The organism is Fulvimarina fulva (genome assembly GCF_039652615.1).
Lineage (GTDB): Bacteria > Pseudomonadota > Alphaproteobacteria > Rhizobiales > Rhizobiaceae > Fulvimarina.
This window is the reverse complement of record NZ_JBDJAC010000002.1, coordinates 223,298-237,256: the sequence shown is the minus strand read 5'-3', so window position 1 is coordinate 237,256 and position 13,959 is coordinate 223,298. Positions and strand designations below refer to the sequence as shown.

Genomic DNA, 13,959 nt, shown 5'->3' with positions numbered 1-13,959 from the left:
TCGTGCGCAACGGCTTAGGAAAGTCGACACCGGTCTGACCTCAAGACCTATCCCGACCGCAGCAGCCGAACCGCCTCGTCCTTGCCGAAGAGGTAAAGCAGCGTGCGGAGCGCTTCGCCGCGCTCCGATTTGAGATCCGGGTCCGTCGCGAGGATCAGTCGGGCATCGTCGCGGGCAACTTCCATGAGGTCGGCGTGGTGCTCCAGCCGGGCGAGGCGGAAGAACGGCATGCCGGACTGCTGGGTGCCGAGAAGATCGCCTTCGCCGCGCAGTTTCAGGTCTTCCTCCGCAATGCGGAAGCCGTCCTCGGTCTCGCGCATCACATTGATGCGGGCGGATGCCGTTTCGCCGAGCGGCGGGCGGTAGAGGAGGACGCAGGACGAGGCCTTCTCGCCGCGGCCCACCCGGCCGCGCAGCTGATGCAGCTGGGAAAGACCGAAGCGTTCCGCATGTTCGATGACGATGATGGAGGCGTCGGGCACGTCGACGCCGACCTCGATCACCGTCGTCGCGACGATGATCTGCGTGCGGCCCTCCTTGAAGGAGGCCATCGCCGCGTCCTTTTCCTCGCCCTTCATGCGGCCGTGGACGAGGCCCACCCGTTCGCCGAAAAACTGGCGCAGCACCTCCGCCCGTTCCTCGGCGGCTGTCAGGTCGCTCTTCTCGCTTTCCTCCACCAGGGGGCAGACCCAGTAGACCCGGTCGCCGGCCTCGATCGCCGAGCCGATGCGCTTGACGATGTCCGGTAGACGTTCATCGGCAAGGGCAACGGTGGTGATCGGCTTGCGGCCGGCGGGTTTGCCGGATAGCCGCGAGACGTCCATATCGCCGAAGGCTGCCAGCACCAGAGTACGTGGGATAGGCGTCGCGGTCATCACCAGAAGATCCGGCCGCTTGCCCTTGGCCGAGAGTTGCAGGCGCTGGTGAACGCCGAAGCGGTGCTGCTCGTCGACGACGACGAGACCGAGATCGTGATAATCGACGCTTTCCTGAAAGAGGGCGTGGGTGCCGACGATGATCCGGGTGTCGCCGCTCGCGATGCGGCCGAGCTTGGCCGCGCGGGTTTTGCCGGTGTCGCGGCCTGTGAGGATTTCGAGGGTGATTCCTGCTGCCTCGCACAGCGTGGCGAGGCCAGAGGCGTGCTGGCGGGCTAGAATTTCCGTCGGCGCGAGAAGGACGGACTGGACGCCGGCCTCCGCCGCGCGGGCCATGGCCATGAGCGCAACCACGGTCTTGCCCGCGCCCACATCGCCCTGAAGAAGGCGCAGCATGCGCTCCGGGCGCTCCATGTCGGCGAGAATATCGCCCACGGCGCTCGTCTGCGCGTCGGTGAGTTCGAAGGGAAGGGCGTGCTTCAGCCGGGCCAGCAGTGTACCATCGCCGGTGAGCGTTCGGCCGGAGGCGCCGCGCATCTTCTGGCGCGAGAGGGCGAGCGCGAGCTGATTGGCCAGGAACTCGTCATAGGCCAGCCGGCGGAAGGCGGGAGAGGCCGGATCGAGGTCGTTCGCGTTCGACGGATCATGAAGGCGGGCGAGAGCGCCTTTGAGCGCCGGAAAGGTCTGACGCTTGAAGACGCCCGGCTCGATCCATTCGGGAAGGTCCGGCGTTCGCTCCAGCGCCTGGGCGATCGCCCGCCGCAGAACCTTGCCGGAAAGCCCCGCCGTCAGCGGATAGATCGGCTCGACCAGCGAGAGGGTCTCGGCCTCCGCCAGCGGGGCGACGAAATCGGGATGCACGATCTGGGCGCGACCGTTGAACCATTCGACCTTGCCGGAGACGAGCATGGTCTCGCCGATGGGAAGAAGGTTTTCCAGCCATGCCGCCTTTGCGCGGAAATAGGTGAGGGCGATCTCGCCCGTCTCGTCATGGGCAAAGACCCGGTAAGGCGCGTTCGATTGCGCCCGGCCGGGCGGCTGATGCCGGTCGACCCTCACGGTGAGCGTGACGATGGAGCCCTGACCGGCCGAAAGGACTTCCTCGCGCCGGCGCCGGTCGATCAACCCGCTCGGCAGATGGAAGAGGAGATCGCGCACGCGCAGGGTCTGGCCGGGCCGCACGAGAAGGGTTTGCAGCAGTCCCGCAACCTTCGGTCCGACGCCTTCGAGGGTCGTGACGGCGGCAAACAGGGGATCGAGAACCGTGGGGCGCATGGGCGGAGGTTTGGCCGGTGAGCGGCGGTTTGGCAAGCCTGTAACTGGCTCTGGATTGCAAGCGTTTCGCAGTCCGGCGGCTAACCCTTTCGGGCCACCTTGTTGAAGCGCTCCACGAAGCGCCGGTCGTTCCAGTCCTTCCACCACCAGACCCATCGGCCTTCGAGGGAGAGGCCCCATTTATCCGCGACCGCTCGGCCATCGGCGGTGGAAAGAAGATTCAGCCAGTCCTTCTGGGGGCGATAGGACTTGAGGTCCTGTCCGAGCGCGGCGCGGCGAAGATTTTCGGCAAGAACCGGGCCCTCGCGTACCGCGAAGACGCCCGCCTTCGGGCGCGGATCGGGAAGAGCGGCGATGTCGCCGGCCGCAAAGAGGCTTGGGTGTGAAAGGCTGCACAAGGCCTCGTCCACCTTCACGAAGCCTTGGGGATCGAGCGAGAGGCCTGTCTGCCTCAGCCAGTCCTGCGCCGTGCTCGTCGTCGCCCAGACGATGGCGTCTGCCTCGATCTCTTCACCGCTGGCAAGAACCAGGCGGTCGGCTTGGGTTCGTGCGACGGGGGAACCGAGAACGGCCGCGATTCCCTTGTCCTCCAGCTTTCGGCGCATCCGCTCGCGGGTTCGCGGCGAGCGGTCGGTGAGAATCTCGGTCTTCTCACCAACCAATGTCAGCCGGAATGGACGGTTGCCGATTTCCCTGGGCAGACGGGCGGCAAAGGCGAAGATCAGTTCGACGCCGGCCGCGCCCGTGCCGACGACCGCAAGACGAAACGGCCCGGTGCCGGATTTCGCCTGGGCAAGAATGCCGTCGACGGTCTCGGTAAACCGGTCGATCGGCTTAACCGGAACGCCCGCCTCGGCCTCGCCCATGCCCGGCTGCGAGCCGATGTCGAGGGCAAGAAGATCGTAGTCAAGCCGGGCTCCGTTCCCGAGCGTCGCGGTCCGCGCCGCCGGATCGATCGCGGTGGCACGGTCGAGATGGAACTCGGCGCCGGAAAACGCGGCAAGCCCCGCCGCATCGATGGTCATTTCCTCGCTCGTATAACAGCCGGCGAGATAGCCCGGCAGCGAACCGGAATAGGGCGTGCGGCGGTGCGGCGTCACGAGCGTAAGCGTGACGCCGTGCTCCGGACGTTTGCCGAAGGCTTCGAGAACGTGGACGTTCGCGTGGCCGGCGCCGATGAGGAGAATACGGGTCTTCGGCGGCTCCGCGCCTTCCTTCGAAGGGCTCATAGGCGCAGACCCTGTCTGCTGATGGGGCGTATCGGCATCGTCTTATAGACGGAAAATGATCGCGAGAGAGAGGCGCTTATTTGACCTCCGCGCCTTCCACTTCTTTCACATTCGACGTTTCGTTCTCGGTCGAGCGCTCTGCCCCGTCTTCGTCGTCCTCGCCCGTGTCGTAACGCGGGTCGAGGGTGAATGTGACCGGGGTCTGGGTCCGTGCGAGCGGAATGGTCTGGAAGTCGCTGCGCTCTTCGAACGGGCGCGCACCACGACGGAAGGTCCGGTAGAAGGCGTAAGCCGCATAAAGCGCCGCCGCCACGCCGATAGACTGGAAGATGCCGATCGGGCCGAACAGCTCCATCAGGTAAGCTGCGTAGAGCGGACCGATCATGGTGCCGACGCCGTAAAGGATGAGAAGGCCGCTCGAAATCTTGATGAAATCGTTCGGGTCCGCATGGTCGTTCGAATGGGCGACGGCCAGCGAATATGAGGGATAGACCACGCCGCCGACGACGAAAGCGCCGGCGAGGAGCAGCGATGAACTGGCTGCGCCGAACTGCGCACCGGCCGCGGCGATGAAGACACCCATCGCGCCGACGGCGAGCATGACATAGCGTCGGTCCACCTTGTCGGAGATGCGTCCGAGCGGGATCTGGAAGACGATACCGCCAGCCATGGCAACGACGGTCAGCGATGCGATCTCCGTGGTGGACAGGCCGATCTGTTGGCCGAAAACCGGGGCCATGTTGTTCCAGGCGCCCGACATGACACCGGCAAGGAGCACGCCGACCGCGCCCACCGGCGAATTGCGGAACAACAGCTTGAGATCGATCGTGACGTTGGAAAGCGGGGCCGGCGAAGGGGCCCGTGACAGAGCGGTCGGCATCACGCCGAGGCAGAACAGGATGGCGCAGATCATGAACGAGGCTGCAACCGCCGGATCGGCGAGCGGCATGACATATTGGCCCGCCATCATCGCCGCCATGGTCACCACCATGTAGATCGAGAAGATCGCGCCGCGCGTTTCGTTGGTGACGCGCTCGTTCAGCCAGCTCTCGACGATCATGTAACAGCCGGCGAGAGCGAGGCCGCCCATGGCGCGAAAAATGATCCAGGCAATCGGTTCGACGACCAGCGCGCACAAAAGCACTGCGATGGCGAGAAGGGCAGAGAGCGAGGAGAATGTTCGCACATGCCCGGCGCTGCGCACGATGAGCGGCATGAACACGCATGCCCCCGTGAAGGCGATCGCATAGCTCGTACCGAGAAGACCGATTTCGTAGCTCGACCAGCCCTCGATCGCGGCGCGAACAGGAAGAAGGATCCCCTGGAGACCGGCGCCTGCCATGAGGAAGAAGGTCGATATGAGCAAAGCGGCGATCGGAAGGATTTGCCGGGTGAACTGCATGTGTGCCTCGCATCTTGCCGGACGAGACTTCTCGGTCCGGCGAGTGCGCCCTTACCGATGAAATATGACGGTGACGAGAGCGAAAAGAGCGACAGACCGATCGGTCATCGTCGCACCAAGCGGCGCAATCGTTTTGGAGCCTTGCATAAGGCCCCTGAAGGGCGCTGATTTTGAGCGAAGGGAGTCGTGCGCGCCGCACGGCTATCACGAAGTGGTGAGTTCCTTGAGCCTGGACTGCAGGAGCAGGAGATCCCGCCAGGCAAGGCGCTTTTGCGCAGGATTTCTGAGGAGATAGGCCGGATGCAGCATCGCCATCGCCGGGATCTGTCCGTCCTCGGAAAGGCTCATCGTGTAGCTCTTCCATTTGCCGCGAAGCCGCAGGATGCCTTCCCGCGCATCGAGAAGGGCGATCGAGGCAGGGTTGCCAAGGGTGACAAGAACCTTTGGGCGCACGAGCTCGATCTGCCGCTGAAGAAACGGCAGGCACATGGCCGTTTCGACGGGCGTCGGTGGTCGGTTGCCGGGCGGTCGCCACGGAACCGTGTTGGTGACGCGCACGTCGTCCCGCGCGATCCCGATCGCCATCAGCATCCGATCGAGGAGCTGGCCCGACCGCCCGACGAAAGGCTCGCCCGCCAGATCCTCGTCGCGGCCCGGCGCCTCGCCAACCAGCATCAGGTCGGCGTCTTCCCGTCCATTGCCGAAAACGCAGGATTTGGCAGTGACGCGGAGCGGGCATCCGTCGAAAGAAAGGAGAGCTTCCTTGAGTTCGGCAAGGTTGGCTGCGGACCGCGCTCGCTCGCGTGCATCAGCCACGGCGGCATCGCCGGAGACGGGAAGCGAAGGTGTCGGAAAGCTGTGCTTTGCCTCGTCGAGACGCGCATCGCGGGTGGGCTTGGCTATCGCTGGAGGCGCTTGCCTGCCAGACGTCTGCGCCGGATTGGGCTGGCTGCGTCCGTCATCTCGCCGCATCGCGCCGCCGGAACGCCGTTCGATTTCCGCCCGCGTTTCGGCGAAACGGTCACGGGCATGGTCTTCGAGCAGCGCATCGATGCCGGCCTCCGAATAGGAGGTCAGGAGAGCGATCGCCTGGCGTTGCAGTTCGATGTCGAGGTGATCGTCGGCCATGATGCGTTCTAACCGAAGCAGGGTTACCGGGATAGGCTTGCCGTCAGTGGCTGATCGACTGGGAGAAGAGATTGATGACGAGGACGCCCGCGAGGATGAGCGCAAGACCCGCGAAACCGGCGAAATCGATCGATGAGCGGAACCAGACGATATCGATCAGCGCCAGAAGCACGATGCCGGTCCCAGACCAGATCGCGTAGACGATGCCGACCGGAAGTGAGCGCAGCGGCAGGGACAGGAAATAGAACGCCAGCGCATAGGCGATGACCGTCACGATCGAGGGGCCAAGCCGCGTGAACCCGTCCGTCGTCTTCAGGGCAGTCGTACCGATGATTTCGCAGATGATGGCGATGAAAAGATAGAGATAGGTCACGATAAGGGGTGTCTTTACGCTGTAAGCTTCGTCCTGCCTTGTGAACCGGGCGCATGTTTGTCGCAAGCCGGCAGCTCGATGCCCATCCTGTTTGACCCATCGTGCGAAGCCGTTAGAACCAGTCAAAACCGTTCCATCGCCGGCTATGCTGGCCCAACCCCGAAAGCGACGACCTGCCCATGGCCGAGACCCCCGAAACCGAACCGCGCGAATCCATGGAATTCGACGTCGTCATCGTCGGAGCTGGTCCGGCGGGTCTTGCAGCCGCGATCCGTCTGAAACAGCTCGACGACAATCTTTCGGTTGTCGTCCTCGAAAAAGCGGCCGAAGTCGGCTCGCACATCCTGTCCGGCAATGTGCTCGATCCTTCGGCGCTCGACGCGCTGTTGCCTGAATGGCGAGAAGAAGAGACGCCGATCACCCAGAAGGTGACGGAAGACCGCTTCTACTATTACGGCCCCCAAGGCTCGATCCGCCTGCCGAACGCCCTCATGCCGAAGCTCATGAACAATCATGGCAATTACGTCGTCTCGCTCGGCCTCGTCTGCCAGTGGATGGCAGAGAAGGCCGAGGCGCTCGGTGTCGAGATCTATCCGGGTTTCGCTGCCAGCGAACTTTTGCGGGACGAGGAAAACCGGGTGATAGGCGTTGCGACCGGCGATATGGGCATCACGCGGGAAGGCGAGGAAGGTCCGCAATATCAGCGGGGCATGGCGCTTCTCGGCAAGTATGTCTTTCTCGGCGAAGGCGTGCGCGGCTCTCTTGCCAAGCAGGCGATCGCCGAACATGGCCTCGACGCGAACCGGGAGCCGCAGAAATTCGGCCTCGGCATCAAGGAAATGTGGGAGATCGCGCCGGAAAAGTCGCATCCCGGCCGGGTGCAGCATTCCTTCGGCTGGCCGCTCGATAGCGGCACGGGCGGCGGCTCGTTTCTCTATCACCTCGGCGACAACCGGGTTTACGTCGGCTTCGTCACCCATCTCAACTACAAGAACCCCTATCTTTCCCCATTTGAGGAGTTTCAGCGGTTCAAGACCCATGCCGACGTTGCCGAACTTCTGGAAGGCGGCAAGCGCATCGCCTATGGCGCGCGCGCCATCACAGAAGGCGGTTGGCAATCCGTGCCCCGGCTCGATTTTCCCGGCGGCGTGCTGATCGGCTGCTCGGCGGGCTTCGTGAATGTGCCGCGCATCAAGGGCGCCCACAATGCCATGTGGTCGGGCATGCTGGCGGCGGAAAAAGCCGCAGAAGCGATCGCGGCTGGTCGTGCGAACGACCGGCTCGAGGATTACGAGCGCGAATGGCGGTCCTCGGCGATCGGCCGCGACCTGAAGCCCGTACGCAACGTCAAGCCGCTCTGGTCGCAATACGGCACGGCTGTCGGCATCATGCTCGGCGGCATCGACATGTGGACGAATTCGCTCTTCGGTTTCTCGCCGTTCGGCACGAAGCCCCATGGCAAGGCCGATTACGAATGCTTGGAGCCGGCGGAGAACTTCAAGCCGATCGACTACCCGAAGCCCGACGGCAAGCTGACCTTCGACAGGGCGTCCTCGGTCTATCTCTCGAACACCAATCACGAGGAAGACCAGCCGGTCCATCTGCAGGTGAAAGATCCCGAACTGCAGCATTCATCGGAATTGCGGGTCTATGCCGGTCCCTCCCAGCGCTACTGCCCGGCCGGCGTCTACGAGTGGAACACCGAGGGCGGCCAGGAGACATTCGTCATCAACGGCCAGAACTGCGTCCACTGCAAGACCTGCGACATCAAGGACCCGAACCAGAACATCAACTGGGTCCCGCCCCAAGGCGGCGAGGGGCCGGTCTATCAGGAAATGTGATGCGTCGGAGGGGCGGCAGCGAAAGCGTTCAGACGCGACTTGAAAAAGGGGTCGTTCGTCCGCAACGCCGCCGGCCCTGTTGTGTTTGTCCAAGAGTTTAGCACGCGAAAGCGCTCAGATAAACGAAGGACGAACCATGCCTAGCGAGATCCCAGCACAGCATCAGGACCGCACGCCCGGCTCCGAAGCCGATATGACGCCGGCACCGGACTACACCCCGCGTTACAAGGGCTCGGACCGCGTCAAGGACAAGGTCGCCATCGTGACCGGCGGCGATAGCGGGATCGGCCGCGCGAGCGCCGTGCTCCTTGCCAGAGAGGGGGCGAAGGTCGCGGTCATGTATCTCGACGAGGACGAAGACGCCGAGACGACGAAGAAAGCCGTCGAGGCCGAGGGTGCCGAATGCCTGCTGATCCGCGGCGACGTGCGGGACAAGACGTTCTGCATTGAAGCCGTCAAGAAGACGGTCGAGGCGTTCGGCGGGCTCGATATCCTCGTCAACAATGCTGCCCATCAGGCCGTGGACGAAAACTTTCAGGAGCTTTCGCAGGAGTCTCTCGCCAAGCACTTCGAAACCAATGTCTATGGCTACGTCTACATGATGCAGGCCAGCCTCGATCATCTCAAAGAGGGATCGACCATCGTCAACGTGACCTCGGTGAACAGCTACAAGGGCAACGATACGCTGATCGCCTATTCCTCGACAAAGGGAGCGATCACCGCGCTCACGCGGTCGATGGCATCGAACCTTCTCGACAGGAAGATCCGGGTCAACGGCGTTGCACCGGGACCGGTCTGGACACCGTTCATCCCCATGTCGATGCCGGCCGAAATGGTCGAGGGCTTCGGCTCGGGCTCGCCCATGGGGCGCGCCGGCCAACCGAACGAGATCGCACCGTCGGTCCTCTTCCTTGCCTGCGAGGACTCGTCCTTCATGACCGGCCAGGTCCTGCATCCGAATGGCGGCAAGATCGTCGGGGCGTGATCCGCGTCGCCGGCCCCGCAGGCTCGTCATCGACCGGGTGAGGGGGGAAACCGGGCGACCTCATTGCTTTTATCACGGAGCTGTGATTGCCTTGATCCCAACCGGAGGAGCCAAATGAAGTCAATCATCGCCGCAAGCATGCTTTGTCTGCTGATGTCTGCGCCAGCGGCGCTGGCTCATTCGAAGGGTGAAACGACGCCTGCGGATGGCGAAACCGTCGCGTCCATCGAGACGATCTCGATGGACTTCGACAAGCCGATGCGGGTGACGGCGTTCAAGCTTTCGAAGAGCGGCGAGATGCTCGCCACCTCGAGCAAGCAGGGAATGGATATGGTGAGCGAATATCGCGCCGTGCCAGAATCTGCGCTCGTGCCGGGAGACTATACGGTCGAGTGGCGTGGTTTATCGCAGGATGGGCATCCGATGCAGGGTGAATTCAGCTTCACGATCTCCGAATAAACGGGCTTTCATGGCTTCATTAGAGGGTCTTGCGCCGATCGACGGCTTCGTCGTTGCAGCCGTCATCGCGAAGGCTCTTTCCTATGCCGCGGCATTCCTGGCCTTGGGGGGCGCGCTCTTCGCAGCCGTCTTCCCCAAGCTTCCCATTCGGGTTCAGACAGGGCTTGTGAGAACGACTGCGGCGGCGGCGGTTGCAGGGCTTTTGTTTCTCGTCGTCAGAATTGGCCTGCGTGCTGCCCGCATATCCGGCATGGGCGTCGAGGGCATGACTGATCCGACAATGGTCTTGATCGTTTGGGAAAGCCCGCTTGGAACGGCAGTGTTCGTCCAGGCGCTTGGTTTTTTCCTCACGCTGGCAGTTCTCCTGCGTGGTCCGATCCCGCAGACGCTATCGGTGATTGGCGCGACGCTGATCGCAATCGCTTTCACCGAGGTCGGGCATAGTCTCGGCGATGAACGCGCGCTCCTCGCAACTTTTTTGGCCGTGCATATCCTCACCGGAGCTTTCTGGGTGGGCGCTCTCTATCCCCTTTTTCGTGCCAGCAGCGACGTTGACGAAGGACCGGCGATCCTCGAACGTTTCGGCCGAATCGCGAGCGCGAGCGTTTTGATCCTGGTTTTGGCGGGCACCGCATTTGCGTATATTTCGGTCGGCTCGCTTTCGGCTTTGATCAACACGGCCTATGGGCTGCTGCTTCTTGCAAAGATCGCCCTTGTCGCTCTCCTTCTGGGGCTTGCGGCGGTCAACAAGATGCGTCTCGTGCCAGGGATCGCCACCGGCGTTCCGGGTGCGGTCCCGGCGTTCCGCCATTCGGTTATGTTCGAAGCCTGTCTCGTCGCGCTGATCCTTTTGGTGACCGCGACCTTGACGAGCATAACGACGCCGCCGATGAATCTATAGTTCCGGACATACGGACTGCCTCACGTTTCGAGCCACGCGCGAATCTGCAAAATCCGTGTTAGCGTGCCTGCAAACGTCTTTGGGAGGAGACACACGTGCACGCCTTGATGATGGACGTCCCGCTGCTCGTTTCGAGCATTCTCGACCATGCCGCGAAGTATCATTCCGATACCGAAGTCGTGTCGGCCGGGCCGGGTGGTGCGATCACGCGCAAGACCTATGGCGAGGTGGCGAAGCGCTCGGCGCAGCTTGCCCATGCGCTCGACGACCTGGGCATGGGGGAAGGCGACCGGATCGCGACACTCGCCTGGAACTCCAACCGGCATCTCGAACTCTATTTTGGCGTCGGCGGCTCGGGAAAGGTCTGCCACACGATCAATCCACGGCTTTTTCCAGAGCAGGTCGCCTTCATCCTGAACCACGCCGAGGATCGGATGATCTTCGTCGAACCGATGTTCGTGCCGCTCCTCGATAAGCTGGCCGGCGAGATTCCATCCGGCACGAAGATCGTGGTTCTCTGCGAGAGGGACGAGATGCCGACCTCCGAGGCTCTCTCCGATCTCGTCTCCTACGAGACGCTGATCGCGGGCAAGCCCGAGACCTACGAGTGGCCGCTTCTTGACGAGAACACGGCCTGCAGCCTCTGCTACACCTCAGGCACCACGGGCAATCCGAAAGGCGTCCTCTACTCCCACCGCTCATCGGTGCTTCATGCGATGGCAATTGCCTGGCCCGATGGGATCGGTCTTTCCGGTGCGGACTGCGCCTGTCTCGTGGTCCCGATGTTTCACGTCAACGCTTGGGGGCTGCCCTATGCCTGTCCGATGATGGGCACGAAGATGGTGATGCCGGGGGCGAACCTCGACGGCGCAAGTCTTCAGAAGCTGTTCGACGAAGAGGGCGTGACGATGTCGGCCGGTGTGCCGACGGTCTGGATGGGCCTGACTGCGCATATGGAAGAAAAGGGCGCGACCTTCAAAACGCTCGACCGGGTCGCCGTCGGCGGTTCGGCGATGCCCGCGCCGCTGATCGAGCGGATGAACAAGCTCGGCGTCTCTGTGCGCCATGCCTGGGGCATGACCGAAACGAGCCCGGTGGGCCTTGCGAGCGCCCTCAAGCCGAAGCACCGGGATCTTTCGGACGACAAGCGTCTGGAGCTCAATTCCAAGCAGGGCCGGCCGCTCTTCGGAATGGAGTTTCGCGTGGAGAACTCCAAGGGAAAGGAAGTCGCGCGCGACGGCAAGGAATACGGCGCGCTTCTGGTGCGCGGGCCATGGGTCGCCAAACGCTATTTCGGTGCCGGCTCCGACAGCCCGTCTTTCCGCGAGGACGGCTGGTTCGAGACGGGCGATGTGGTGACGATGGATGAGGACGGCTATGTCCAGATCGTCGACCGCACCAAGGACGTCATCAAGTCCGGTGGCGAGTGGATTTCTTCGATCGAGCTCGAAAACGTCGCTACCGGCCATCCCGCGGTGAAGGAAGCAGCGGTCGTTGCGAAAGTGGACGAGAAGTGGGGCGAACGACCGGTTCTCTTCATCGTCCCGAAGAACGAGGGCGACCAGCCATCAGCTGCGGACATGCAGGCCTTTTACGAAGGTAAAGTCGCTAAATGGTGCATCCCTGACGACGTGCGCGTCGTGGAAGAGCTGCCCCACACGGCGACCGGCAAGCTGCGCAAGGCCGATATCCGGGACATGCTCTGAAGAAGAGCGCCAGAATTGCAGGACGCACGAAATAACCGATCGACGCGCGGCCAAAAGCGCAAGCGCCGCACGGACAGCCGACGGATATTCGAAAGCCATGCTTTCCAGTAATCGTCGGAATCAAGCAGACGACTGGGAGGAGACAGAAGTCGCATGACCGCCAATATCTTTGAGACCGATCTTCCGAAGACCGGTGCCAATCACGTCCCGCTAACACCGATTGCCTTCATCGAGCGGGCAGCTTCTGTCTATCCGAACTACACGGCGGTGGTGCATGGCAAGGTCCGCCGCTCGTGGGACGAGACCTTCACCCGCGTAAAAAAGATGGCGAACGCTTTGAAGAAGCGCGGGATCGGCCCCGGCAAGGCGGTCTCGGCGATCCTCGCCAACACGCCGGAAATGTTCGAACTGCACTTTGCCGTGCCGATGACGGGCGGCGTTCTCAACACGATCAACACCCGGCTCGACGCGGCGGCGGTGGGCTTCATCCTGAACCATGCGGAAGCCGACATCTTCATGGTCGATCCGGAATTTGCAGAAATCGCCAAGGGCGCGGTCGCGGAGGCGGGCCGCGACATTCTGATCGTCGATGTGCCGGACGAGATGTATGAGGGCGGCAACGGCCCGATCGGCTCCATGACCTATGACGAGCTTCTCGCCGAAGGAGATGCGGACGCCGATTACTGGAAGCCGGACGATGAATGGTCGGCGATCAGCCTGAATTACACCTCAGGCACCACGGGCGATCCGAAGGGCGTCGTCTACCACCATCGCGGCGCCTATCTGAATGCACTGTCGAACGCCCATGACTGGGGGATGCAGCTGCATCCGGTCTATCTGTGGACCCTGCCGATGTTCCACTGCAATGGCTGGTGCTATTGCTGGACGCTGGCCGCGCTCGGCGGCACCGCCGTCTGCCTCAGGGCCGTGCGTGAAAAGCCGATTCTCGATCTCATCCGGCAGGAAAAGGTGACCCATTTCTGCGGCGCGCCCATCGTTCTCAACACGCTGGCGACCGCGCCGGACGAGCTGAAGAAGGATCTGCCGTCGCCGATCTACGCCATGACCGCCGCCGCGCCGCCGCCAGCCGCCGTCATCAAGCGGGTGGAGGAGATGGGCATCTCCGTGACCCATGTATACGGCCTGACGGAAACCTATGGACCGGCTGTCGTCTGCGCCTGGAAATCGGAATGGGACGGTCTTCCGGCCGACAAGAGAGCCGCCCTGAAGGCGCGCCAGGGCGTGCGATATACCGTTCTCGACGATATCATGGTGGCTGACCCGGATACGATGAAGCCGGTTCCCAAGGACGGTGAGACCATCGGCGAGATCTTCTTCTCGGGCAATAATGTCATGAAGGGCTATCTGAAGAACCCGGAGGCCAACAAACAGGCCTTGCGAAATGGCTGGTTCGCCTCGGGCGACCTGGCCGTCATGCACGAGGACAATTACATCGAGATCAAGGACCGCTCCAAGGACATCATTATCTCCGGCGGTGAGAATATTTCGTCTATCGAGATCGAGGACGTTCTCTACAAACATGACAAGATCTCGGAGGCGGCTGTCGTCGCGCGGCCTGATGACAAATGGGGCGAAACCCCGTGTGCCTTCGTCGTGTTGCGAAAGGGCGAGTCGATGACCGAGGAAGAGGTCATCGAATTCTGCAAGCAGAACATGGCGCGTTTCAAGGCACCGAAGACGGTGCTCTTCGAGGAGCTGCCGAAGACATCGACCGGCAAGATCCAGAAATTCGTGCTACGCAAGCGGGCAGAGGCTCTCTAGGTC

Annotated in this window: 11 protein-coding genes; 6 read left to right on the top strand and 5 right to left on the bottom strand. The window is 62.7% G+C overall.

Going from position 1 to position 13,959, the window contains the following annotated elements:
- Nucleotides 1–47: 47 nt before the first annotated feature.
- The 5 genes from recG to ABDX79_RS04670 all read right to left on the bottom strand — a co-directional run bounded on the left by recG (nucleotide 48) and on the right by ABDX79_RS04670 (nucleotide 6,282).
- Complete coding sequence (gene recG / locus ABDX79_RS04690) at nucleotides 48–2,150, bottom strand: ATP-dependent DNA helicase RecG (protein ID WP_346219100.1); 2,103 nt, start codon at nucleotides 2,148–2,150, stop codon at nucleotides 48–50.
- An 80-nt stretch (nucleotides 2,151–2,230) separates the two neighbouring features.
- Entirely contained in the window at nucleotides 2,231–3,379 is a 1,149-nt protein-coding gene (locus tag ABDX79_RS04685) for an FAD-dependent oxidoreductase (protein ID WP_346219099.1), read from the bottom strand.
- A gap of 76 nt (nucleotides 3,380–3,455) precedes the next feature.
- Complete coding sequence (locus ABDX79_RS04680; RefSeq protein ID WP_346219098.1) at nucleotides 3,456–4,781, bottom strand: MFS transporter; 1,326 nt, start codon at nucleotides 4,779–4,781, stop codon at nucleotides 3,456–3,458.
- A 204-nt stretch (nucleotides 4,782–4,985) separates the two neighbouring features.
- Complete coding sequence (locus ABDX79_RS04675) at nucleotides 4,986–5,909, bottom strand: uracil-DNA glycosylase (protein ID WP_346219097.1); 924 nt, start codon at nucleotides 5,907–5,909, stop codon at nucleotides 4,986–4,988.
- 43 nt (nucleotides 5,910–5,952) lie between these two features.
- Entirely contained in the window at nucleotides 5,953–6,282 is a 330-nt protein-coding gene (locus ABDX79_RS04670) for a DMT family transporter (RefSeq protein ID WP_346219096.1), read from the bottom strand.
- 179 nt (nucleotides 6,283–6,461) lie between these two features.
- Here ABDX79_RS04670 and ABDX79_RS04665 point away from each other — a divergent pair, with 179 nt between their 5' ends.
- The 6 genes from ABDX79_RS04665 (at nucleotide 6,462) to ABDX79_RS04640 (ending at nucleotide 13,956) form a co-directional block, all read left to right on the top strand.
- Complete coding sequence (locus ABDX79_RS04665) at nucleotides 6,462–8,123, top strand: electron transfer flavoprotein-ubiquinone oxidoreductase (protein WP_346219095.1); 1,662 nt, start codon at nucleotides 6,462–6,464, stop codon at nucleotides 8,121–8,123.
- 136 nt (nucleotides 8,124–8,259) lie between these two features.
- A complete protein-coding gene (locus ABDX79_RS04660) occupies nucleotides 8,260–9,108 on the top strand; it encodes an SDR family oxidoreductase (RefSeq protein ID WP_346219094.1) in 849 nt (282 codons plus the stop codon).
- A gap of 114 nt (nucleotides 9,109–9,222) precedes the next feature.
- On the top strand, nucleotides 9,223–9,567 hold the full coding sequence (locus tag ABDX79_RS04655) for a copper resistance CopC family protein (RefSeq protein WP_346219093.1): 345 nt from the start codon (nucleotides 9,223–9,225) through the stop codon (nucleotides 9,565–9,567).
- Nucleotides 9,568–9,577: 10 nt separating this feature from the next.
- Complete coding sequence (locus tag ABDX79_RS04650; RefSeq protein WP_346219092.1) at nucleotides 9,578–10,468, top strand: copper resistance D family protein; 891 nt, start codon at nucleotides 9,578–9,580, stop codon at nucleotides 10,466–10,468.
- 95 nt (nucleotides 10,469–10,563) lie between these two features.
- Nucleotides 10,564–12,174 (top strand): long-chain fatty acid--CoA ligase, encoded by a 1,611-nt coding sequence (locus ABDX79_RS04645; protein WP_346219091.1) that lies wholly within the window; start codon nucleotides 10,564–10,566, stop codon nucleotides 12,172–12,174.
- Nucleotides 12,175–12,327: 153 nt separating this feature from the next.
- Nucleotides 12,328–13,956, top strand: coding sequence for an acyl-CoA synthetase (locus ABDX79_RS04640; protein WP_346219090.1), 1,629 nt, complete (start codon nucleotides 12,328–12,330; stop codon nucleotides 13,954–13,956).
- The last annotated feature ends 3 nt before the right edge of the window (nucleotides 13,957–13,959 follow it).

Coding starts and splice junctions, on each gene's coding strand:
- ABDX79_RS04665 (WP_346219095.1), top strand. CDS start 6,462: ATGGCCGAGACCCCCGAAACCGAACCGCGCGAATCCATGGAATTCGAC.
- ABDX79_RS04680 (WP_346219098.1), bottom strand. CDS start 4,781: ATGCAGTTCACCCGGCAAATCCTTCCGATCGCCGCTTTGCTCATATCG.
- ABDX79_RS04685 (WP_346219099.1), bottom strand. CDS start 3,379: ATGAGCCCTTCGAAGGAAGGCGCGGAGCCGCCGAAGACCCGTATTCTC.
- ABDX79_RS04650 (WP_346219092.1), top strand. CDS start 9,578: ATGGCTTCATTAGAGGGTCTTGCGCCGATCGACGGCTTCGTCGTTGCA.
- ABDX79_RS04640 (WP_346219090.1), top strand. CDS start 12,328: ATGACCGCCAATATCTTTGAGACCGATCTTCCGAAGACCGGTGCCAAT.
- recG (WP_346219100.1), bottom strand. CDS start 2,150: ATGCGCCCCACGGTTCTCGATCCCCTGTTTGCCGCCGTCACGACCCTC.
- ABDX79_RS04675 (WP_346219097.1), bottom strand. CDS start 5,909: ATGGCCGACGATCACCTCGACATCGAACTGCAACGCCAGGCGATCGCT.
- ABDX79_RS04660 (WP_346219094.1), top strand. CDS start 8,260: ATGCCTAGCGAGATCCCAGCACAGCATCAGGACCGCACGCCCGGCTCC.
- ABDX79_RS04655 (WP_346219093.1), top strand. CDS start 9,223: ATGAAGTCAATCATCGCCGCAAGCATGCTTTGTCTGCTGATGTCTGCG.